The organism is Roseofilum sp., assembly GCF_982964205.1.
In genome coordinates, this window is sequence record NZ_CEZBFX010000088.1 from 1 (window position 1) to 20,472 (window position 20,472).

The following is a 20,472-nucleotide window of genomic DNA, read 5'->3' on the forward strand; positions in this document are numbered from 1 at the left end:
TTGAAATGTGGGGGTCACAACTAAAGTCTTTTATTCTAGCTTTTGCTCCGACTACCCCCTTTATGATTGATACTCTTCTGGCTGTAGCCCTTGAGTTAATTAATCCTAAACATTTAAGAATAGGGTTTGCTCATTGTTGTTATTGTACCTCATAACAGCGCGAAGCGCTGTAAGCTCGGGGGATTTGTTCAGCAGGCACGAAATTCCTCTATTATTCTTCTAAGGGGGAAGGAGGGTTAAGCAACTGCTCATCACGACGGATGCGAATTTGGTCTAAGCGCGGCCCTTCTGCTTTAATGACGGTAAACTCTAGATTCTCATAATTGAGGACTTCCCCCACATTCGGGATTTTTTGCAGTTGGGCAATCACAAATCCCCCTAAGGTTTGATAATCATCATCAAGGGGTAAATCCAAATTCAGCATATCGTTGGCTTCTTCAATATCTAATTGGGCTTGCACCAGATAGGTTTGTTCATCGAGCTGTTGGATGGGAGGTTCTTGACCGTTATCTGGTTCTTCTGTATCGCCGATAATTTCGGCGACAATATCCTGGATGGTAATTAATCCGGCTGTACCCCCAAACTCATCAACAACAATGACCATCGCTTGGTGCGATCGCTGCATCAATCGCAACAATTCTAACACTGGGGTATTTTCTTGCACAAATCGTGCCGGACGTACCCAGACTTGAATCGCCGTTTCTGGGGATAAATCTCCCTTTGCTAAAGGGCCAGCTAATTGTTTAAAGTTAACAATTCCCCGAATATCATCTAGGGAATCTGCCATTACGGGATAGCGAGAATGTCCTGTTTTTGCCACTTCATCAAGTAAATCTTGAAACGTAGCATCATAGGAAATACTCTCAATGCTGGTGCGGGGAATCATGACATTTTCAGCCACCACTTCCCCAAATTCAAAGACATTATTGAGCAGTTCCCGCTCAGAAGCGTGTAAACCAATGGACTCAGTAGACGTACTGATAATGAGTTGTAGCTCTTCTGGGGTGACGCGGGTGTGCCAGGTTTGGGCAGAGTAGCGAACACCCACCAAACCCAAGAGAAACCGGGTAGAGCGGTTGAGTATGCAAATAAAGGGATTAAAAAAGCGGGCGATCGCCCAACTGGGCGGACCTAAAACCCTAGCCAATTGCTCTGAATATAATAGGGCAACCGATTTCGGGCATAATTCCCCTAACACGATCTGCAAGTAAGCAATGATAATAAACGCTAAGGGAATAGAGAGGGAATGGGTTAAGCTTTGTCGGAGAGACGGAGATAGGGGAGAATTCGAGAGCGCCTCTTGCAAAATTGTTGCCATCGTATTTTCCCCTATCCATCCTAGGGCTAAACTGGATAGGGTAATACCCAATTGGGTGGTTGAGAGGAGACGCTCTAGATTAGTGTGTAGCTTCTGTACCGTTTGGGCAGGGACATCACCAGTAGAAACCAATTGTTGAATTCGCGATCGCCTCACGGAGACAATGGAAAACTCAGCCGTTACAAAAAAGGCATTAATCGCAATTAATAAGAAAACGGATAAGAGTCGGATGGAACCATCGGCAAAGGTTAATGCAGCCAGATGAAGGGGTATTCCCATAAATGGAGTCAACGGAATCTCTGTGTCCATTTAGCGAACGACTGGAATACCAGAAACGTGAAGATTTAACTCTTCATCGGGATAGTTGGTGAGCTTCATAGACAAGTGTTGAGCATCTGCCAATAGAGCCACGGGTACACTCACTTTACCGGAAAACTCTTCCTGATTGGGGGGAACTTGGGATGGTAAACCCGAGGTGGTTGCAGTTAAGGAGCGCCCCCGATTGTCTGTAATATTCAAGAGACTATAAAGGAAGCGCACCATCTGGGGACTATCATTACGAATTTTCACGTCCAGTTCTAAATTTTCCTGTTGTTGATAGGCAGCCGAGATTTCTAGGGTAACGCCTCGATCTTGAGCGGCGATCGGAAAACCGGGTAAGCTGAGGGTAGGTCCCTTGGATTCGGCGATCGCCTGCTGAGAAGAGTCTGGAGTCGGTTGGAAACTCTGTTCTTGTGACTCATTTGCCTCTTCACCTTCAATATAAGTATCCACCCGTTTTAAGATCTCCTCTTCCTTCAAAATCGGGACTGAAGTTTTACCCGTCGTTCCCGGTTGACGATTCACCATAGTGCTGGTGGGGCTAGAGTCCGGTTGAGTAATTCCCTTGAGTGCTTCGCGACCAATATTAAAACCTAGTGCCGCACTAATAATCCCCGCACCAAACATCATTGACAATAAAATTAACGTTAGCGCAACTGTGGAATTTAATCTCATCTTTGTCTACCTAGGTTGTTCTTTGTATTTAGTCTATTCAGTCAGGATACTAATCATCCGATTAGTGTAAGCTAACTTGGGTCAAGTAACACAGACTTCTGCCCATTCCCTCATTTCCTCGTTCCTCCAACCTTGTGCTAAGATAATGCATAAGATTGAGGTTGACACCAGAAATACGTTCACTCCCTAAGTTTACTCTGAGTCTATCAATCTCTAGCGCCCTTGGCCGATTGGGGAGGCAGCGAACTCATAATTCGCCTTCAGACTGGTTCGATTCCAGTAGGGCGCAGCGAAACCCGACCTTAACTCACGAAGAGTTTAGAGTCGGGTTTCTTTGTTGATTGATCCTAGATCCCCTAGAGAATGACTGCACCTTGTAAAGTTAGAAAAGCTGAGGTTCGGGAGCAGGAGGCGGTGGAGCAGGAGGTAAGGGAGCTACGGGAGGAGCAGAAAAAGGGACAAAGGGAGTGGGAGCAGGAGGAATCGGATTGGATTCTATGGACACACTGGGAGAAACCACTAAGTTTTGATCGAAGGGGTTATATAAATCTTGAGTGCGAACAATAGGCGTACTGGTATTTTGCACTTGGGAAATATTTTTGTAGAGGATATGAACCAATTGGGCACTCCGGCGAGTATTATGCTCGGAGAATCGCGGTAGGCCTAAAAAGTTTTGGACTTGACCAACAAACGATCGCTGATAAAAGTAATCTCCGCCATTGCTATAGTAAGCCGCATCAAAGAGTTCGGGAATCGATTGGTAGACTACGGCTTGATTGGGTAGTACCGGATTCGGATCGGCATTAAACTGGGCATTAGCTTTAGACGCTAGGGTAAATACCCCAAGGGAAGCCAGGAGACCAAGGCAACTGAGAGTTTTGAGTCGAGTTAGCATGTTTACTCCTCCTCACGATTTTTAGACAATCATAGCCGATCGTCAGCAGTTAAATCCCTGGTTTAGCAGATAATAAGGAGGCCGCTAACCAAGGACTCAATAATAAAATCAGGAACATGCGGGTCATTTGCATCGCCACCACTAAGCCCACATTGCCGCCAATTTCGATTACCGTGGCGGTTATTGCACTAATACCTCCTGGGGTTGTGCCTAAAATAGCGGTTAAGGTGTCGATATGGGTCAATTGATGAAATTCATAGCCAATGCCTAAACAAACGGCAATTAAGATCGTCACTAATCCCAATTGAATCACAACTGATTTCACCAGAGTTTGGGCAACTTGGCGATCGAATTTGAGACCGATGGATAATCCGAAGAGCAACAAACTGGCGGCAAAAATGGGATCGGGAACATGCAGGGGATAGGGAAGTATCCAGAAGGTGATTAAGCCCAGGAAAAAGGGGCCAAGAAAGACGGCGGCTGGCAATTTTATCCTCCTTCCTATGAGAAGACCGAGAATGCCACAGAGGGCTAAAATACCAAGGTTGAGGATCGGAGGAAGGGTTGCTGATGGGGTAGATATCTCCGGCAGAATCACGGGTTGACCGATCGTTTTGCCAGACGAGAAGGTGACAAGAGATGGTACAATCACAGATACCATGAGAATGCGCAGGTATTGCAGAAAGGCAACGGCGATCGCATCTCCTCCTAAATCTTCACTGAGGGCAACTAAAGTCGGTCCTGCTCCCGGAATGCATCCTAACAAACTCGTTGCTTTGTCTATTCCAGCCCAACGACTGAGAAGATAACCATTCAATATACTCAATATCCCTGTAATGGTTATACAGCCGAGCAGAGGCAGGGCATATTCTTTCGCTAAAATCAGAGTATCAAAGGAGAAACGGGTAGCTGTTGTCAGGGCAATAATGGCTTGACCGAGAATGGAAAAAATCGGGGGGAGCGGTTGTGCTTCTCCTTTGAAAAGGGAATATATGAGACCAAAAATCATGGGGCCAACGAGCCAGGATACGGGGATATGAAGTTGGGTCAACAGGATAGCGGTAAGAGAGGCGATCGCCACTAAACCGATATAAGATAAGCTATTTTTGAGCTTATCCTGAAGTATTTCCCCTGAGGAGAGCTGTTCTGGCTGATTGGGTTCGGGAACATCGACCATATCATTGAGGTTAATCACAATTACTCTAGTCTCTTTCCTTGTACCAAATTTCGTAAGATATTGATAACTACTGGAGCAAAGGGTTCTAGTTTGCCCTGTTGGGGTTGGGCCAATTCGTTAATCACCCGTTCTAATCTTTCTTCACTCTCTATTTGTAACGTCTTTGGATTGCCATATTGGTTCGAGATCAAGATACAGTAGTTTCTGCTATTTTTTTAGTCTTGACACTCAATTTATCAATGATATAGCGCTTTGCGCTAGGGAATAGGCTTTTGTGCATAGCTGTGAGGATTTAACACTGTTCCTCATAACAGCGTTTTGCGCTGTATCTTAACACTTCCTTAAACTCGATCGGGAATAATAATGCTGTTTTTTCGTTAGACGATCGCAGATAAAGGTTATGAAGAGAGTTCACCGATTAGTCTTGAGTGGTTTGATGGGTAAGGTCCTCGTTACTGGGATTGCAGTTCTGAAGCATCAACCGAGTATGGGAAATTGGATTGCACAGCGGACAGTGGTACTTGGGGAGATATTCCGCTTACCTCCTATCAGCTTAAAAACGGTACAAAATAACGCCATTGCCAATCAAGTACAGGATGATCGCGGTATTCGCATCGGTGGACTCTTTTCAGGATTAGATCATTCACCGAATGATCCAGATAATATATTTTATGCGATCGCAGATCGCGGCCCCAACGATCGCATCACTGTTGGCAACGAAAAGCGCCGCACGTTTCCCGTTCCTGATTATACCCCAGTAATCTACAAACTTTCCAGCAATAATGGACGGCTGGAATTCCTGGATGCAATTCCCATCCGCAACCAATATGGAGAGCCAATTACCGGATTGCCAAATAACAGTAATGATGAAGTGCCTTATGATTTTAGCGCCCAAGTCCGGTTAAATTTAAATCCCAATGGATTGGATACGGAAGGGATTACGCGGTCTCCAGATGGTACATTTTGGCTCTGCGATGAATACAGCCCCAGTGTAGCCCATATCGCCGCCAATGGAACGATGGTGAGACGCTTAGTTCCTGAAGGGGTATCCCTAAATGCCGCTACTGATGTGCGGCAAGTATTACCAGTAATTTACACCCATCGCAGACTAAATCGAGGGTTTGAGGGTCTCGATCTTAATTTAAACGGCGATCGCCTATTTGTCGCTCTCCAAAGTCCTTTAGATTTTCCCACCAAAGAGATTGGACGAGCCTCTCAAATGATGCGCTTGTTGGTGATTAATACCCAAACCCTACAACCAATGGCAGAATAGGTCTACATTGCCGAAACAGCCAATTCTTTTGGCACAGACAAACAAGGCGATATGAAATTAGGCGGAGTTGCTTATGTCAACCCAACTACCTTACTCCTAAGTCCTGTTAATTCCCTAAGTAATGAATTAGTATATTTAAAGTCATTGCTTCTTCACCAAACCTGTCAATGCTAAGTATCTCTTTTTGGAAAGTTGGATAACGGCTATCGCCAAGGAAGAGATGTTTAGCATTCCTATGAAGTAGATCAATAGAACGCGCTTGATCGGGGCGGCGATCGCTTCTTAGCCAAACCCGTTAATGCCAACATTCTCTTTGCCATAATCTCGGAGTGTCTGGATTTACAATGGCTTGATGAAGAAAGAGAAGAAACTCAATCAGACGAAAACGAGGAAAGAACACAAGGGGATGATATGCTTGTTCCTCCAGTCAAAGACCTCAAAGCCTTGCTGATGATTGTTCGCCAGGCAGATACCAATGAAATCTGCCATAAAATTGGAACGTGGGATAGCCGCTATCAAGAGTTCGCTCTTCCTATCCTCGCACTTGCCGAAGAGTTTAAAATAGAAGCAATTGAGGAGTTTTTACAACAGTATTTAGACTGAGAGAACGTTAACCAAGAGAATAGTTATGTCAAATAAAGGACAAATTTTAGCGGTTGATGATACCCCCGCCAATCTAAAAGTCATTAGTGAAACCTTACACAATGCGGGATATACTGTTGCCACAGCCATTGATGGCGATCGCGCTCTTAAACGCTTGCAACACTATCAGCCCGATTTAATTCTTCTTGATATCCAAATGCCTGGTATCGATGGTTTTGAAACCTGTCGCCGTCTCAAAGCAGATCCCCAAACCCAACATATTCCTGTTATTTTTATTACTGCACTTTCCGATACTATCAATGAGGATTTCTCTTCCTTTGTATAATATTCAGTCCGATTCAACAGAGATATCCTAAAACCCTTAAAGCCAGGTCAGTGCGATGTTTTGGCGCGATCGTCAGTTTGGGGAATTAAGGGTTAATTCTCTGTAAACTCGAAAGCCCCCCATACTCCTCTTCCTAGAACATAAAAAATGATACAAGAGATTAAACTATGAAAAGACGTGATGTCTTGCGCTGGGGAACATCAGCCGCGTTGGGATGGAGTGCTACTTCTGCATTGAAAGCCTGCCGCCGTTTGTCTCCATCTTCTCCCCTTCAATTATCCCTCGAAGAGACGCGCGGTTTGGCATCGGCAGGTGTTATCGGAACCGATGCCTATCACTTTCTCAAAGATGTCGGAAAAACCTTTTCTGGCACAACTCTGCGATTAATTATAGAAGATGTCCCTGCTACAAAAGCAGCTTGGGAATTGATGCAAGATGAATTTACTCCCCTAACGGGAATTGAAGTGCAATGGGATATATTACCCCTCGATCGCGTTCTGGGACGAATCGAGCAAGACATAGCTAGAGAAGCGGGAACCTACGACATCATGTATTGGGATCAGGCTTGGATCGGTCGTTTTGTCAATATTGGGATCAATCCCAAAGAATTGCTGGAAAATAGTGACCTGCGATATCCCAACTATGATTTTGAGGATTTTTTCCGGTCTTTGGTGGCTAATGTTGCGTCCTATCAAGGACAGTTGGCCGCAATTCCCTACGACATCCCCATATTTATCATGTTCTACCGCCCGGATGTTTTTGAGGAATTGGGGTTATCTGTGTCGACGACAATGATAGACTACTTGGCGACGATCAAAGTGATTAGCGAAGCCAAAGCCCCTCATATCTATGGAACGCTAGGACAGTGGAAAGTCGGGCATTACAGCTTGCATTGTAGTATGACAGCTTGGTTGTGGGCCCATGGCGGGTCAATTTATTATGCAGATGGAACTCCAGCCATTAACGACGATCGAGCGATCGCCGGAATTGAATATATGCTCGCTCAACGACCCTATGCTCCTCCCGCAGCAACAACCTGGGATTGGTATGGGGAAGCAGAAGCCTTTCGTCAAGGTCGCGCTGCTATCATGATCTCTTGGGGGGAATTTTTTCCATGGTTTCAAGGATCATCTGGCTCCCCAATATCGGGAAGAGTGGCAGTAGCTCCTTGTCCCCAAGAAATTGCCCTACGTGCTGCCAGTGAATGCGGCTTTGGCGAAGTTCCGGGTATTAGTCATCAAGGAGGGAGTAGCTTGGCACTCTCTCGTTATAGCAAAAACCAAGATGCAGCATGGGTGTTTCTGCAATGGCTCACCAGTCCTGATGTCATTACCCGCACGGCGATTCTGAGTCAAACCAACAGCGTTCGCCGCAGCACCTACAGCGATCCTCGATTGCAACTTGGGTTTGGAGCTAACCCCCAGGTGACTAATTATTTTGATGTTACCCTGGATGCCATTGAAAATCGAATGGGAACGGAACCCCACCTCCCCAATTGGATTGATCTCGGTTTTGATTGTTTTCCGGTAGAACTCGGAAAACTAATGACCGACCAACAGAACATTAAAACGACCCTGCACCATATGGCAGAAGCTGCCGCTCGAGCCACAGAAGCCCTTTAAAATAGCGCTTCACGCTGGGAATTGATGAGTGGGTAATGGGGAAAACTCAATTTCTGACTTCCGATTCCCGACTCTCTAAGGCGTAGCACCGTAATTGAAAACCATGAAAGCTATCTCTCTCGAACGTTTCTTTAATCACTACAGCTTGCGCCATCAATTGTTAGGCGTGTTTTGCTTCATTGCTCTAACTCCCCTTGCAGGCTTTGCTTGGTGGAATTACCACACCATGCGGACAGACTTGATTGAATCGGCCAATCGATCCCTGGATACAGCCGCGTCCCAAACCGTAGTAACTCTTGATGTGTTGATACGCACTAATTTAACGGCTATTGCCATAGAGGCGCAACAAGAAACTTTTGCTACTTATTTGAGTACACCAAATTCTATCCTGAAAGAGCAAGCTCTTAACAGCCTAAATATCTTGATGGCGAAAGATAAAGTCTTTTTAGTTTCCTATGCTCTGCTCGATACTAATGGCCAGAACCTCCTCGATACTTACTCCCTTCAGATCGGACAAGATGAGTCCGATCGCGATTATTTCCAAATTGCCCTCGAAACGGGAGAACCTATTGTTTCCAACATTGAATTTTCTGAGGTTGACGGCCAACCTTACCTCTATTTCAGCCAGTCTATCCGCGATCGCCAAACGGGAGAAGTAATGGGTGTCCTACGCAGTCAGTACAGCGCAGCTAAACTCCAACATCTCATACTTGAACATGAGAATTTAGCTGGTTCTCTTTCCTTTGCTCTCTTACTTGATGACCACAATTTGCGCTTGGCCCAAGGCTATCGTGATGATGGTGGCTTGCCTCAAGAACTGCGCTTTCAATTTCTCGCCCCTCCTGAATCGGAAACCCTTCAGGAGCTACAGGTAATGTATCGCTTGCCCCCATCCCTACCTACCGATCTCGCAACTCAACTGACACAATTTGACGAATTTGCTACCAATTTTAACCCCGATCGCCCCTACTTCACGACCATTCTTTCCCAAGAGAAGAACATAGAATATGCCGGAGCGATCGCACTGAGCCAAATCCAACCTTGGAAAGTTGCTTATTTGCGCCCAAAATCCGTTTTCCTCCAACCCATAAACACTCAAACCCGCAATAACCTCATTCTCGCTTTGGGAACGACCCTTGCCGCTATTGGGATAGGATTTGGTATGGCCAATGTGATTTCGTCTCCCATTCGACGATTGACGGCAATCGCTCGGCAAATCACCGATGGAAATTTAAACGCTCATGCCGATATTGTATCGGACAATGAAATTGGCGAATTAGCTCGCACGTTCAATACTATGACTGCACAACTGCGTTCTTCCATTGATAACCTTGAACAACGGGTGCGAGAGCGAACCTTGGAATTGCAAGTGGCCAAAGAAGAAGCCGATTCAGCCAATCACGCTAAGAGCGAATTCCTCGCCAACATGAGCCACGAACTTCGCACTCCTCTAAATGGTATTCTTGGCTACACTCAAATTTTGTCCTACACCGAACTCCCGACGCAAGAACAACGGGATGGCGTGAATATCATTCATCAGTGTGGTACTCATTTGCTCAGTCTGATTAATGATGTTTTAGACCTCTCTAAAATTGAAGCTCGCAAACTGGAGTTCGTCCCCAAACCTCTTCATCTGCCCTCCTTTTTACAAAACCTGGCACAGATGTGCCAGATTCGCGCTGAACTGAAAGGACTTGAATTTATCTATCAAACCAGTTCCCGTCTCCCAGAGAGCGTATCCATCGACGACAAGCGACTGCGACAAGTCTTGCTTAATCTGCTTGGGAATGCCATCAAATTTACTGAGCGCGGTTCAGTGAGGCTATTGGTGGATGTGGTGGAGTTGTCCGAAACCAAGGCCAATCTACTGGTTCAAGTAAGGGATACAGGGGTAGGGATCGCCCTAGAAGATAGGACGAAACTGTTTGAAGCTTTCGAGCAGATCGGCAATGTCCAGAAACAAGCGGAAGGAACTGGACTGGGACTAGCCATTTCTCAACGCATTGTCCATCTCATGGGAGGACAAATCAAAGTCAAAAGTGAACTCGGTCAAGGCAGTGAATTTTCCTTCACCCTCGATCTTCCCTTAGTTGATGATTGGGTACAACCACACCGAAGGATTAAAAGCAACTCTCGCATTATTGGCTATCAAGGAGAACACCGTACCATCCTGATTATCGATGACCATTGGGAGAATCGAGCTGTTCTTTCCAACCTCCTCAACCCCCTCGGATTCACAACCCTTGAGGCAGAAAATGGAGAAGAAGGGTTGAAAATGCTGCGGGAGCAACAACCAGATTTATTAATTACTGACCTGGCCATGTCTGTGATGGATGGTTTTAAGTTGCTCAAACACATTCGCACTACGGAGGACTTGCAGCACTACAAGATTGTTGTTTCTTCGGCATCTGTTACCCAAGCTGACGAACAAAAGGCCCTGGATGGGGGTGGCGATCGCTTCTTAGCCAAACCCATCAATGTGAAGGATCTCTTTGCTGTACTCTCGGAATGTTTGCATTTAGAATGGCTATACGAAGAGCAAGAAGAATCAAAGTTTTCACCAAAAAGCAGCAGACGAGGGGCAGAAAGAGGAGATATATCTATTCCTCCTCCTGAAGACCTCAATGTATTAATCGATCTCGCTCTCAACGCAGATCTATTCAGCATCTGCGATCGACTGGAAAGGTTGGATAGCTGCTATAAAGAGTTTGCTGCCCCTCTTCTTGAACTTACCAAAGAGTTTAAAATAGAAGAAGTTGAGACTTTATTAAAAGAATACCTAGATCAACAAAAAGAATGAACATCAGAAAATATGCACCAGAATCTTTATCTACATTGATGTTAAAATTTATGCATAAACAAAACCATGTTGGCACTCTCATGTTTTCTCGAATTCGCATTCTTTTAATTATAGTCTTTGGTTTATCTAGTATGTTTTTCATGGGGATTGCCAAAGCAAGACAAACCATAAAGGTCGGGTTCACAGATAACCCTCCTGGTGTTTTTTTGGATGAGAGTGGAGTACCGAAAGGATTATTTGTCGATTTATTAGAAGAAATTGCCAGACGAGAGAAATGGGACATTGAATATATACATGAAGACTGGAAAATCTTACTCAAAAAGCTAGAGAATGAGGAGATTAACTTACTGGCCTCTATTTCTTATTCAGAAAAACGAGACCAGATTTTTGATTTTGTTAATGAACCTGTAGCCGTTAAGTGGGGGACGGTTTATGTCGCACCGAATAGCGATATAAAAATTTTACCTGATTTAGACCGAAAGCGAGTTGCCGCAGTTTCAGGAAGTATCCACAATCGTAATTTCAAGGCAATGACTCGTGATTTTGGGATTCAACCTGAAGTAATTGATGTAGCAGAAGCACCAACAGTTTTAGAATTAGTAGAAAGTGGAGAAGTAGATGCTGGAGTTATTAATAGCACGTTCGGATATCTTGAAGAAGAAAAGTATCGCATTGAAAGAACTGCTATCGTTTTTCATCCAACTCGCTCGACGTTTGCTACTCCAGAAAATAAATATGCCGATCTTCGTGAAACGATTGATGGTTATCTCAAGCAATGGAAAGAAGATCGACAATCTATTTATTATGAGTCTTATAATAATTGGTATGGAGGCAAAGAATTAGTCAAGGAAACTATTCCTAAATGGTTGATTTTTGTAGCCCTGGGAGGAACGACAGGTGTTATCGTTATTTTCTGTTGGAATCAAACTCTCACACGGGAGATCGAACAGCGCAAAGTCTTAGAATTTGAATTGCAAGCGGCAAAAGAAAAAGCAGAAGTTGCCAATCAAGCCAAAAGTGCTTTTATTGCTAACATGAGCCACGAATTGCGAACTCCCCTCAACGGTATTCTTGGCTATGCCCAAATCTTAGAGCGATCTCGTGTTTTACCCCCGAGAGAAAAAAAGCAGGTGGATGTTATTTATCAATCTGGTTATCATTTGCTAACTTTAATTAATGATATTCTCGATCTGGCCAAAATCGAAGCTCGAAAACTGGAAATATTGCCGGTTCCCGTCCATTTTCCTGCTTTACTCCAAAACGTTGTGGAAATGTGCAAAATTAAGGCTGAACAAAAAGGTCTTGATTTTATCTATCAATCCAGCAGCCGCTTACCAGATGGCGTTGCTATTGATCAAAAGCGTCTGCGTCAAGTCTTAATTAATTTGCTCGGTAATGCCATTAAGTTTACCGATTCGGGTACTGTCACCCTGCGAATTGATGTATTACAACAATCCGAGACAGATACCAAGCTTTTCTTTCAGGTCATGGATACTGGAGTCGGTATCACCGAAGGGGATCTGGCTAAATTGTTTGAAGAATTTGAACAAGTCGGCGATCGCCAAAAACAATCAGAAGGCACTGGACTCGGACTCGCCATCTCTCAGCGTATTGTCAATCTGATGGGGGGAAGCATTGAAGTGAAAAGCCAACTGGGCCAAGGGAGTGAATTCTCTTTTGTTATTGATGTTCCCAGAGTAGAGGATTGGGCACAAAAACAGAGGGAAATTCACAAGAGCAATAATGCTGGACATCACTGGTGTGATAATGCTGAACATCGCTGGCGCGATCGCATTATCGGCTATGCAGGAGAACGTCGGACTATCCTGATTGTCGATGACCGTTGGGAAAATCGAGCTGTGGTCTCCAACCTCCTCGAACCTCTAGGATTTGAAACCCTTGAGGCAGAAAATGGAGAAGAAGGGTTAAAACTCCTGCGGGAAGAGCAACCCGATTTATTAATTACTGACCTTGTCATGCCTGTAATGGATGGCTTTGAATTGCTCAAACGCATTCGGGCTGCCGAGGACTTATGGCATTATAAGATCGTTGTCTCCTCTGCATCTGTCACCCCAGCCGACCAACAAAAAGCTCTTGATGAAGGTGGCGATCGCTTCTTAGCCAAACCTGTCGATGCTCAGGATCTCTTGGCAGTACTCTCGGAATGTCTAAATTTAGAATTGCTTTACAACGAGCAAGAAAAATCAGAAATATTGTCAAGAAACCAAAAAGGGGTACAAACGGGAGATATACTTATTCCTACCCCCGAAGACCTCAAAATATTAATCGATCTTGCTCTCAAAGCCGATCTATTCAGTATCTGCGATCGACTTGAAAAGTTGGATAGCTCCTATCAAGAATTTGCTGCCCCTCTTCTTGAGCTTGCTGAAGAGTTTAAAATAGAAGAAATTGAGACTTTATTGCAACAATATTTATCACAAGATGCAATTTAGAGGTATTGTAACTTTACCCCAGTTTTTGAGATAGCTGCTATAGCATAGAAATGGAGAGTTAGGACAGTTTCTATTCCCTATTCCCTATTTTGTTAGAATTTAATTATGACGAAAACAAAAAATATGAGTATTTATGCTTAAAAGCTATCCTGATAAAGCGATCGCGAAACCCGGTTTTGTATTTTTGCAAGGAATATTATTCTTCTTCATCTTCACTTTTGTTCTACCCGGTTGTCAATCCCAACCCGAAGAACCTATTGCCCAAGAATTGGCGACAACCAATATTTAGAACGACTGTGATATCATTCTTGAATCTCAGGTTCAACTTCAGGCGTTCCCTTCAAGGCTTTGAGTTGGGTTTCAAGTTGTTCAATGCGCTCTAGTAACCGTTCATTGGTTTCTTGCAGTTGTTTGTGCTGACTGCTTAAATAAGGGTCGCTCTCCCACCAGTTAATACCAATTTCTTTGGCTTTATCAACAGAAGAAATTAAGAGGCGAATGCGAACATTGAGTAATTCCGTTGAACCGACGGAAACAGAGATATCACCAGCAATGACAACCCCTTTGTCTAGCACTCTTTCGAGGACATCAGCGAGGGTTGAACTTTGGCTTGAGGTTAGGGGACGGGAGTTGGCAGGCACGGGAATGGGGGATGGGGAATAGGGAATAGGGAATAGGGAAAACTAGGTTTTGCCCTTTCCTTCGATGAATGATTGAGCAATATATTTGCGCTCTTCATTGAGTCGAATTTTGCCTTGTTCCATTAAATGGCGCAAAATGTTGACGGTTTCTACTCGATTCAATCCTACTGCACTTTCGATATCTGATAATTTTGCTCCTTGGCTTTGGTGTAAGAAGGTGTAAACTTTTTGTGCTGGTTGAGGTGCTTCGGGAGCAGCAGACGCAGGAGTGGGAGAAGGGGGGAGAGCGTTTTGAGGCTCAAAAAGGTTTTTCAAAACCAAGTAAGCGGCGGAAAGGTCTAAGTCGGTACGGGAGAGGAGGATATCTTCACAGACTTCCTGAAAGGGTTCTTGGTTGATGGCGATCGCAATTTGATGTTCGTGACAAATCTTAGCGATCATCAATCCCGATCGCAAACCCATTGTTTTCTGAGTTCCCGTTTTCTGCTGAAATTCCATCACAATATTGACGATGGTTTGGGCTTCTTCCTGGATAATGCCAATTTTTTCCACTAAAATAGCCGTCTGGGTTTCGGCTTCGGGATCGGGCATATTCAAGGTTACCAGACGGTCTAAAAGCGCATCTTGGGTGGCATGAACCCCACAGTATTCTTCCGGGTTACTGGTAAAAATGGCGCGAAATTGGGGATGAACCCGAATATATTCGGAGCGACTGTTATTCGGAGGCAGAACCAGCAATTTTTCTTCTAAGGTCGATAACAGTACATTATTGACCTCTGGACGGGAGCGATTAAACTCATCGTAAACTAGGGTAAATCCTTCTTTAGCAGCTAGCGTCAACCGAGAATCTACCCAATTTTTCCGCAGCTCATCTTCGAGTTTTATGACACTGTGGATATAGTTATCAACCACTTTTTTACGGGTATACCCGGATTGGTTGCCAATCAGATCGGAGGTTTTGAGTTCATCATCCCCAAAAATAAGCATAATAGGGCGACTCAATAAATCTGCTAAGTGCAAGGCGAGAGTCGTTTTTCCTGTTCCTGCGGGGCCGCGCAAATGCACAGAAAACCCAGACTGGAGATAGCGCAGAGCGCGGTTTGTCAGTCGCTCAATAGTGGGCGTATTGACAAAGCCCTTAGAACGGGCATTGAGTAAAGTAGGCATAGGGAGTTACGTTAGAGTACGGAGTACAGGCGATCGCGCTGAGTCACCATGCCTTTTTTGATCAGCGATCTCAAAGTATCGACTGCTTGTACACGGTTAATCCCTAGGGCTTCTTCGATCGCTGTTAATCGCGATGCGGGAGTCTTGCGTAAGAAATTATAAACTTGTTCTTCTTCCGTAGAAAGATAGTTTACATTTTTTTTATCCGCTTTTTGCAGTACCTGTTCTGGGGTTGGGGGAGGAGTGAGCGAAGGAGCGATCGGAATCGGTTGGGGAAGAGAGACGGCTGGCTTAGGCACTGCTCCTTTGGCGATCGAAATCGATCGCTTGGATCTAAAAATGGGTTTAGGTTTAACAGCTTGTGCTGGCACTGCCACCGGTGTATCACCCCAAACCGCTTGGTAGAGATTTTGGCGATACGCTTGTAAGCTCTGGATAAACCGATCGAGTTCCCCTTGCAGGACTTGGTAGCTCTCCTGCTGTTGTTGACGATTCTCCTGTAGAGTTTTTTTCACCTCTGTTTTGCGGGTCTGAATCTCAGCTATCCGCTCCTGACGCTTTTGCTCGAGGTGTTGGCGATAGCTGTCCATTTGCAGATGAAGATCTTCGATAAACTCAGCGAGATCTTCCTGAAGGTCTCCGTAGCGCTGTTGACGACTCTGACGAGCTGTCTGCAACAAGTTTCGGGTTTCGGTTTGCAAACGCTCCAGGGTCTCTTGGAGGGTGGTGGCGATCCGATCGCTCATCAGGGACCGTTCTGTGGTGCAAGTTTCCAAAAAGTCTTCGATCCAGTCCTGCAAATTCTGGGTGTAGGTTTGCAAGGCAATCTGTTGCTGTTGCCCTTGGAAACGTCGATCAGCTTCAGCCTGGGCCAATGTTGTCCGAAATTGCCGCAGTTGGTTTTGGAGTTGTACCGTTGCTGCTTGACGCTGGTCATTTAGGGTCTTAATCTGAGTTTGCACTGCCTCCTTTCGCCAGCGTGCTTCAGTTTGGCGTTGTTCTCTTTGCGATCGCCACTCATCTTTAAGCGCCATAGTCTTTTGATCCCCTCCCCTAGAGAGCTTCGTTATCAGACCGCCATTCTAAAACTCAGAGGAAATAGAAACCCGTTTCTATTTCCTCTAAGGGTAGACATACCTCTTGAAAGCCAGTTTAATCCCGAACTTTAAACGGCTGGGACAGCAGCTTGAGCCGTTAGACCCACTGCTTCAGCATATTTGAGGTAAGTTTCAACCGAAGCAATAACCACCCGAGCTTCAATGGCCAGCAGTTCAATTCCCACTAACGAGACCCGAACCCAAGCATCAACGACAATCCCTTTATCAAGGATGCGATCGACTACTTCTCCGAGACTCGATGAAGAGTTTACTTTTTCAACAGCCATAATTAATCTTCCCCTATTTGAATTGGGCGATGGTTCCGAGAGCCAAGCTTATACCGCTTAGGTAAAAGTGTTCTTGATGGATCACCAATGACCTGAATTAGGCTCAATAGTTATTTATTTTATCCGACAATGGAGGAATATCTGTGAAAATTCTCCTACACTTTACTTAAATTCATTATTTGTATTGCTAGAGTGCCTTTTCCCTCCTACAAATTGCTATAGTGCGAAGCGCTATATGTCAGAATGAACTCACATCCTCCGACCCCAGCAAACCAAGAAACAAGCTCCATGGAACGGCTGCTTAACCAACGATATCAATTTATTAAAACCCTTGGCTCCAACCAGCTTGGTCAAACTCACCTGGTTGGCGATACCCATCTTCCAGGACATCCTCGATGTGTCGTCAAGCAATTAAAGCTTCCTGGTAATAATCCCAAAACCTTAGAATTCAGTTTAATTTTACTTAATAAGAAGGCAGAAGCCCTCAAAAGTCTTGGTACTCATCCCCAAATCCCTAAACTGCTCGATTATTTTGAAGAGAGCCAAAGTTTTTATCTCGTGGAAGAGTTTATTGTTGGTACTTCTTTGCGCGATCAATTGGAATCTCAGCCCCAATGGACAGAAGCCCAAGCGATCGGCTTGCTCGAAGAAGTGTTACAAATCTTATCTTTTGTCCATAGTCGTGGATTGATTCATCGCTCCATTAAACCGTCAAATTTAATTCGCCGTAAATCAGACGATCGCATGGTGCTAACGGGATTTGGTATTTTTAAGGAGATTGGTACTCAAGTGATGCGCTCTCAACAACAACTGTTGAAAGCTCAAAGAAATGGTTCAGTGGTTTATGTGTCCCCAGAACAAGACCAAGGACAAGCCCATTTTAATAGCGATCTCTATTCGTTAGGCATAATTGGGATTCAATTACTCAGCGGTCAAAGTATTTTAGAATTGTCGACATTGAGGAGTAAAGCAACCCAAGATTGGCAGGATAGGGTTAAAGCGAATCTAGACTTGATCTCTATTCTGAATAAAATGGTAGCTCCGGATACAAAAGAACGCTATCAATTAGCCACCAGTATCTTAGAGGATTTAGCTAATTTGCAACCGGGTAAAGTGAGTGCGCCTTTAGTGCGCTCTGAAACCCCTCCATTGGTTCCCCAAGGACAACCCCAGGAACCCAAAATTGATTATGAGGAGGTAACCTCCGTGACTCCCCTGAATCCGTTCCAAGCAAAGCGTTATTTATTACCCTTAAGTGTGGTCTTAGGCAGTTTGATTTTGCTGGGGATCGCCTTGGGATCGAGTCGTTTTTCTTTATCAGGGTTGAGTCGCAATAGTCTGAAGGAGGCTCAAAAGTATGCTCAAGAGGGGAATCTAGATGAGGCACTAAAGTCCTATAGTCAGGCGATCGCCAAACAGCCAAAAAAGGGAGAGGCTTATTACCAACGTGCTTTGATTTATCAGGATCGAGATAATCTTGAGGCAGCTTTGGAGGACTTTACCCAGGCAATTTTGCTCTCGAGTAACCTAACTGAGTCCTATTATCAGCGGGGCAATATCCGATTTGAATTGGGCGATCGCCAAGGAGCTAAGGCTGATTATACTGAAGTCCTTGCCCTCGATCCGAGTTTTGTCCCGGCTTATGTGAATCGGGGTAGCGTATTATCGGATTTAGGAGATGATAAAGGGGCTATTCTGGACTACACTGAAGCCCTGGAACTGGAGCCAACTTTGAGCGCAGCCTATTTGAATCGCTGTTTATCTTGGTCAAATGTGGGAGATCAGGAGCGGGCGATCTCCGATTGTACCCAGGCTATCAATCTAGAACCGACAGATGGTTTAGCCTATCAAAATCGAGGGTTAGCCCGGCGGAAACAACAAGATTTTCAGGGGGCGATCGAGGATTATAATATTGCCATTCGCCTCGATCCGGACGATCCAGTTCCCTATCATAATCGGGGATTAACGCGGTTAGATTTAGGGGATACTCAAGGGGCAATTTCTGATTTTACTAGAGCGATCGAACACAAGTCCGATTTTGCCCTCGCCTATTATGACCGAGGATTAGCTTACGTGAAGCGAACGCAAACGGATAAGGCGATTTCAGATCTACAAAAAACTGCCCAACTCTGTTCGAGTATGGGCAGAGTCGGGTGCTATGAAGATGCGACATATCAATTGGATCAATTACCTTCTTCTGGAGAGGTTACGCCATAATCCGCCGTCTTCCTGTACCCCCTCTCGGAGTTTCACCTCCTCGACGGTTGTATCTATATCCATAGAGGATTTCTGTAGACTCGGAGGTATCAACCGATAGAGTGGATACTTCCGAGGAAGAGAGTGGAGTCATGGCGATCGTATTCACCAAGAACAGGGGGGAAACCAGTAAAGAGAGCAGAGTTTGCATTAGATGCCATCAGAAAGCTTCTATACTCTCTTTACGGGCACAATTACCCCGATCCGGAAGATGCGTTTTTTTCCTTAGATATTCTCTTCAGAATTCAGAAATATTGTTCAATTCAAGCGATCGCCCTCTCCAAAAGTAATCTTGAAGAGAGAGTGGGATCTCAGATTCGCACTTGAGTCACAGAAATTTTACCGGAAAAACAGACATCTACATCCGTGCCTGGAGTGCGATCGCGTCGATCGTAATTTCCACAGTACAGATACTCATCCTCGTTGATTCGATACTGGAGCGGTAACGGTTTCTTACTCAAGGGACAAAATACCATTTCTGGTTCTGGAGAACCAGTTTCAAGATGGGGAATATTCACATTCCAGAAACATCCTGGCTCCAGAGGATGGGAAAACAGCTTAGATAAAATATGGGCTGTCCATTGCGTCGTTTGTTCCCAGTCAATTTCTAAAGGGCGCTTGATCCAGTGGGAAATGGCAATACCAGGAATTCCATGAAAAGCGGCTTCCCGCACCGCAGCAACGGTTCCAGACATATACACATCCACCCCCATATTTCCCCCAGCATTCACCCCAGAGAGAACCCAATCAATCTCCTGATTCAATTGGGGTTGCAATTGGGCGATCGCCAAGCGGGTACAATCAGCAGGAGCGCCCTGGACAGCATATTCAGTTGGCGATCTCTCTTCCATCTTCAGGGGTTTATAGGTTGTCGTTTGATGGCTACACCCAGAATATTGTACTGTGGGAGCAACGATAATCCCCTCACCCTCAACAGCATCATGGAGGGCACGAATACCAGGAGCATCAATCCCATCATCATTGGTTAAAATTATCATTAGTCAAATTATCAGTTATTGTCTATAATTGCCACCGATAGTCATCCAGCCCACCAAGTCGTCTTGAGTGCGAACTCGGACATATTCTTGGCGACCGTAGTAAAAAGTATTTCTCCAGTTAACGATGATCGGTTCGCCCCGATAAACGGTGCGGATGCGATCGCCCTGATTATTGTAAATGCCCGAAGTAACTGTCACTCGTTCGCGGGAACCTCGACGCACCGGATCGTTATAATCCACCCCTGGAGGACCAAAAAAACCGCCACCCCCCGGATTTTGAGCATAATTGGTTTCAAACCGCGCTCGACACCCATTTCTTACCCAAACAAATCCATTCCCAAACCCCCAATTTCCGATGCAAGAGGCTGTGGAATATTGCTCCACTAAGGTTATACCATTACGAGTATCGACGGGGCAGTTAGCCGGTTGAGCATCGTGACTTTCACAGCGTACAGATTGAGAGGGTCTTTGGGCAGTGGCGGGTTGCACGTTGATGGCGCTTATGCCTACCATCACACTAGAGGATAAAGCCGCTGTAAGACAAGATTGGAGAACTCGACGCAT

The 20,472-nt window shown here is 45.0% G+C and carries 19 protein-coding genes, 1 tRNA gene and 1 pseudogene; 9 read left to right on the top strand and 12 right to left on the bottom strand.

All coding sequences use genetic code 11. The features are described 5' to 3' along the window. Window positions 1–211: 211 nt before the first annotated feature. Together AC3A14_RS18115 and AC3A14_RS18120 are read right to left on the bottom strand one after the other, a co-directional pair. Window positions 212–1,627, bottom strand: coding sequence for a hemolysin family protein (locus tag AC3A14_RS18115; RefSeq protein ID WP_318734429.1), 1,416 nt, complete (start codon window positions 1,625–1,627; stop codon window positions 212–214). Further along, a complete protein-coding gene (locus tag AC3A14_RS18120; protein ID WP_318731677.1) occupies window positions 1,628–2,314 on the bottom strand; it encodes a hypothetical protein in 687 nt (228 codons plus the stop codon). 216 nt (window positions 2,315–2,530) lie between these two features. On the opposite strand from AC3A14_RS18120, the gene AC3A14_RS18125 reads away from it, so the two are divergent. Then, window positions 2,531–2,603, top strand: a tRNA-Met gene (locus AC3A14_RS18125). A gap of 93 nt (window positions 2,604–2,696) precedes the next feature. Here AC3A14_RS18125 and AC3A14_RS18130 read toward each other — a convergent pair. The 3 genes from AC3A14_RS18130 to AC3A14_RS18140 are packed head-to-tail and all read right to left on the bottom strand — an operon-like array spanning window position 2,697 to window position 4,577. After that, window positions 2,697–3,209 carry a hypothetical protein gene (locus tag AC3A14_RS18130; RefSeq protein ID WP_318700626.1) on the bottom strand — a complete coding sequence of 171 codons (513 nt, stop codon included), beginning with the start codon at window positions 3,207–3,209 and terminating at the stop codon, window positions 2,697–2,699. A 49-nt stretch (window positions 3,210–3,258) separates the two neighbouring features. Beyond that, the gene (locus AC3A14_RS18135; RefSeq protein ID WP_318731676.1) at window positions 3,259–4,404 is read right to left on the bottom strand and encodes an AbrB family transcriptional regulator; all 1,146 of its coding nucleotides are present in this window, start codon (window positions 4,402–4,404) and stop codon (window positions 3,259–3,261) included. Window positions 4,405–4,406: 2 nt separating this feature from the next. Beyond that, window positions 4,407–4,577, bottom strand: a complete 171-nt coding sequence (locus tag AC3A14_RS18140; protein ID WP_318731675.1) for a hypothetical protein — start codon at window positions 4,575–4,577, stop codon at window positions 4,407–4,409. Window positions 4,578–4,786: 209 nt separating this feature from the next. Between AC3A14_RS18140 and AC3A14_RS18145 the strand changes: the two genes are divergently transcribed. The 7 genes and pseudogenes from AC3A14_RS18145 to AC3A14_RS18175 all read left to right on the top strand — a co-directional run bounded on the left by AC3A14_RS18145 (window position 4,787) and on the right by AC3A14_RS18175 (window position 13,751). Then, window positions 4,787–5,659 carry an esterase-like activity of phytase family protein gene (locus AC3A14_RS18145; protein ID WP_318731674.1) on the top strand — a complete coding sequence of 291 codons (873 nt, stop codon included), beginning with the start codon at window positions 4,787–4,789 and terminating at the stop codon, window positions 5,657–5,659. Between the two features lie 411 nt (window positions 5,660–6,070). Beyond that, window positions 6,071–6,262, top strand: coding sequence for a hypothetical protein (locus AC3A14_RS18150; RefSeq protein ID WP_318731673.1), 192 nt, complete (start codon window positions 6,071–6,073; stop codon window positions 6,260–6,262). 25 nt (window positions 6,263–6,287) lie between these two features. Continuing rightward, window positions 6,288–6,557, top strand: a pseudogene (locus tag AC3A14_RS18155) (response regulator); the annotation flags it as partial. Window positions 6,558–6,754: 197 nt separating this feature from the next. Next, entirely contained in the window at window positions 6,755–8,209 is a 1,455-nt protein-coding gene (locus tag AC3A14_RS18160) for an ABC transporter substrate-binding protein (protein ID WP_318731671.1), read from the top strand. Between the two features lie 103 nt (window positions 8,210–8,312). Continuing rightward, window positions 8,313–11,009 (top strand): ATP-binding protein, encoded by a 2,697-nt coding sequence (locus AC3A14_RS18165; RefSeq protein ID WP_318731670.1) that lies wholly within the window; start codon window positions 8,313–8,315, stop codon window positions 11,007–11,009. Continuing rightward, window positions 11,006–13,462, top strand: coding sequence for a hybrid sensor histidine kinase/response regulator (locus tag AC3A14_RS18170; protein ID WP_318731669.1), 2,457 nt, complete (start codon window positions 11,006–11,008; stop codon window positions 13,460–13,462). The genes AC3A14_RS18165 and AC3A14_RS18170 overlap by 4 nt, the downstream gene beginning before the upstream one ends. A gap of 133 nt (window positions 13,463–13,595) precedes the next feature. After that, window positions 13,596–13,751: a hypothetical protein gene (locus tag AC3A14_RS18175; RefSeq protein ID WP_318731668.1), complete on the top strand. Its 156-nt coding sequence runs from the start codon at window positions 13,596–13,598 to the stop codon at window positions 13,749–13,751. A gap of 13 nt (window positions 13,752–13,764) precedes the next feature. Here the strand turns inward: AC3A14_RS18175 and AC3A14_RS18180 are convergent, their stop codons facing one another. From AC3A14_RS18180 to gvpA, 4 genes are all read right to left on the bottom strand, one after another. Further along, the gene (locus AC3A14_RS18180) at window positions 13,765–14,103 is read right to left on the bottom strand and encodes a gas vesicle protein (RefSeq protein WP_318731667.1); all 339 of its coding nucleotides are present in this window, start codon (window positions 14,101–14,103) and stop codon (window positions 13,765–13,767) included. A gap of 42 nt (window positions 14,104–14,145) precedes the next feature. Next, on the bottom strand, window positions 14,146–15,270 hold the full coding sequence (gene gvpN / locus AC3A14_RS18185; protein ID WP_318731666.1) for a gas vesicle protein GvpN: 1,125 nt from the start codon (window positions 15,268–15,270) through the stop codon (window positions 14,146–14,148). A gap of 11 nt (window positions 15,271–15,281) precedes the next feature. Continuing rightward, the gene (locus AC3A14_RS18190; RefSeq protein ID WP_318731665.1) at window positions 15,282–16,304 is read right to left on the bottom strand and encodes a hypothetical protein; all 1,023 of its coding nucleotides are present in this window, start codon (window positions 16,302–16,304) and stop codon (window positions 15,282–15,284) included. A gap of 131 nt (window positions 16,305–16,435) precedes the next feature. After that, a complete protein-coding gene (gene gvpA / locus AC3A14_RS18195; RefSeq protein ID WP_271944488.1) occupies window positions 16,436–16,654 on the bottom strand; it encodes a gas vesicle structural protein GvpA in 219 nt (72 codons plus the stop codon). 243 nt (window positions 16,655–16,897) lie between these two features. On the opposite strand from gvpA, the gene AC3A14_RS18200 reads away from it, so the two are divergent. Further along, window positions 16,898–18,871, top strand: coding sequence for a serine/threonine-protein kinase (locus AC3A14_RS18200; protein WP_318731664.1), 1,974 nt, complete (start codon window positions 16,898–16,900; stop codon window positions 18,869–18,871). On the opposite strand, the gene AC3A14_RS18205 is transcribed toward AC3A14_RS18200, so the two are convergent. From AC3A14_RS18205 to AC3A14_RS18215, 3 genes are all read right to left on the bottom strand, one after another. Then, entirely contained in the window at window positions 18,861–19,061 is a 201-nt protein-coding gene (locus tag AC3A14_RS18205; RefSeq protein ID WP_318700612.1) for a hypothetical protein, read from the bottom strand. The genes AC3A14_RS18200 and AC3A14_RS18205 overlap by 11 nt on opposite strands. Window positions 19,062–19,221: 160 nt before the next feature. Further along, window positions 19,222–19,908, bottom strand: coding sequence for a 5'/3'-nucleotidase SurE (gene surE, locus AC3A14_RS18210; protein WP_318731663.1), 687 nt, complete (start codon window positions 19,906–19,908; stop codon window positions 19,222–19,224). Window positions 19,909–19,923: 15 nt separating this feature from the next. Continuing rightward, window positions 19,924–20,472 (bottom strand): DUF3011 domain-containing protein (locus AC3A14_RS18215; protein ID WP_318731662.1); only part of this gene is annotated, 549 nt, incomplete at its 5' end.

What these genes read in the sequence shown, in the direction of transcription:
- AC3A14_RS18115 (WP_318734429.1), bottom strand. Translation starts at nt 1,627, where the DNA reads ATGGACACAGAGATTCCGTTGACTCCATTTATGGGAATACCCCTTCAT.
- AC3A14_RS18120 (WP_318731677.1), bottom strand. Translation starts at nt 2,314, where the DNA reads ATGAGATTAAATTCCACAGTTGCGCTAACGTTAATTTTATTGTCAATG.
- AC3A14_RS18130 (WP_318700626.1), bottom strand. Translation starts at nt 3,209, where the DNA reads ATGCTAACTCGACTCAAAACTCTCAGTTGCCTTGGTCTCCTGGCTTCC.
- AC3A14_RS18145 (WP_318731674.1), top strand. Translation starts at nt 4,787, where the DNA reads ATGAAGAGAGTTCACCGATTAGTCTTGAGTGGTTTGATGGGTAAGGTC.
- AC3A14_RS18150 (WP_318731673.1), top strand. Translation starts at nt 6,071, where the DNA reads ATGCTTGTTCCTCCAGTCAAAGACCTCAAAGCCTTGCTGATGATTGTT.
- AC3A14_RS18160 (WP_318731671.1), top strand. Translation starts at nt 6,755, where the DNA reads ATGAAAAGACGTGATGTCTTGCGCTGGGGAACATCAGCCGCGTTGGGA.
- AC3A14_RS18165 (WP_318731670.1), top strand. Translation starts at nt 8,313, where the DNA reads ATGAAAGCTATCTCTCTCGAACGTTTCTTTAATCACTACAGCTTGCGC.
- AC3A14_RS18170 (WP_318731669.1), top strand. Translation starts at nt 11,006, where the DNA reads ATGAACATCAGAAAATATGCACCAGAATCTTTATCTACATTGATGTTA.
- AC3A14_RS18175 (WP_318731668.1), top strand. Translation starts at nt 13,596, where the DNA reads ATGCTTAAAAGCTATCCTGATAAAGCGATCGCGAAACCCGGTTTTGTA.
- gvpN (WP_318731666.1), bottom strand. Translation starts at nt 15,270, where the DNA reads ATGCCTACTTTACTCAATGCCCGTTCTAAGGGCTTTGTCAATACGCCC.
- AC3A14_RS18190 (WP_318731665.1), bottom strand. Translation starts at nt 16,304, where the DNA reads ATGGCGCTTAAAGATGAGTGGCGATCGCAAAGAGAACAACGCCAAACT.
- gvpA (WP_271944488.1), bottom strand. Translation starts at nt 16,654, where the DNA reads ATGGCTGTTGAAAAAGTAAACTCTTCATCGAGTCTCGGAGAAGTAGTC.
- AC3A14_RS18200 (WP_318731664.1), top strand. Translation starts at nt 16,898, where the DNA reads ATGAACTCACATCCTCCGACCCCAGCAAACCAAGAAACAAGCTCCATG.
- AC3A14_RS18205 (WP_318700612.1), bottom strand. Translation starts at nt 19,061, where the DNA reads ATGCAAACTCTGCTCTCTTTACTGGTTTCCCCCCTGTTCTTGGTGAAT.
- surE (WP_318731663.1), bottom strand. Translation starts at nt 19,908, where the DNA reads ATGATAATTTTAACCAATGATGATGGGATTGATGCTCCTGGTATTCGT.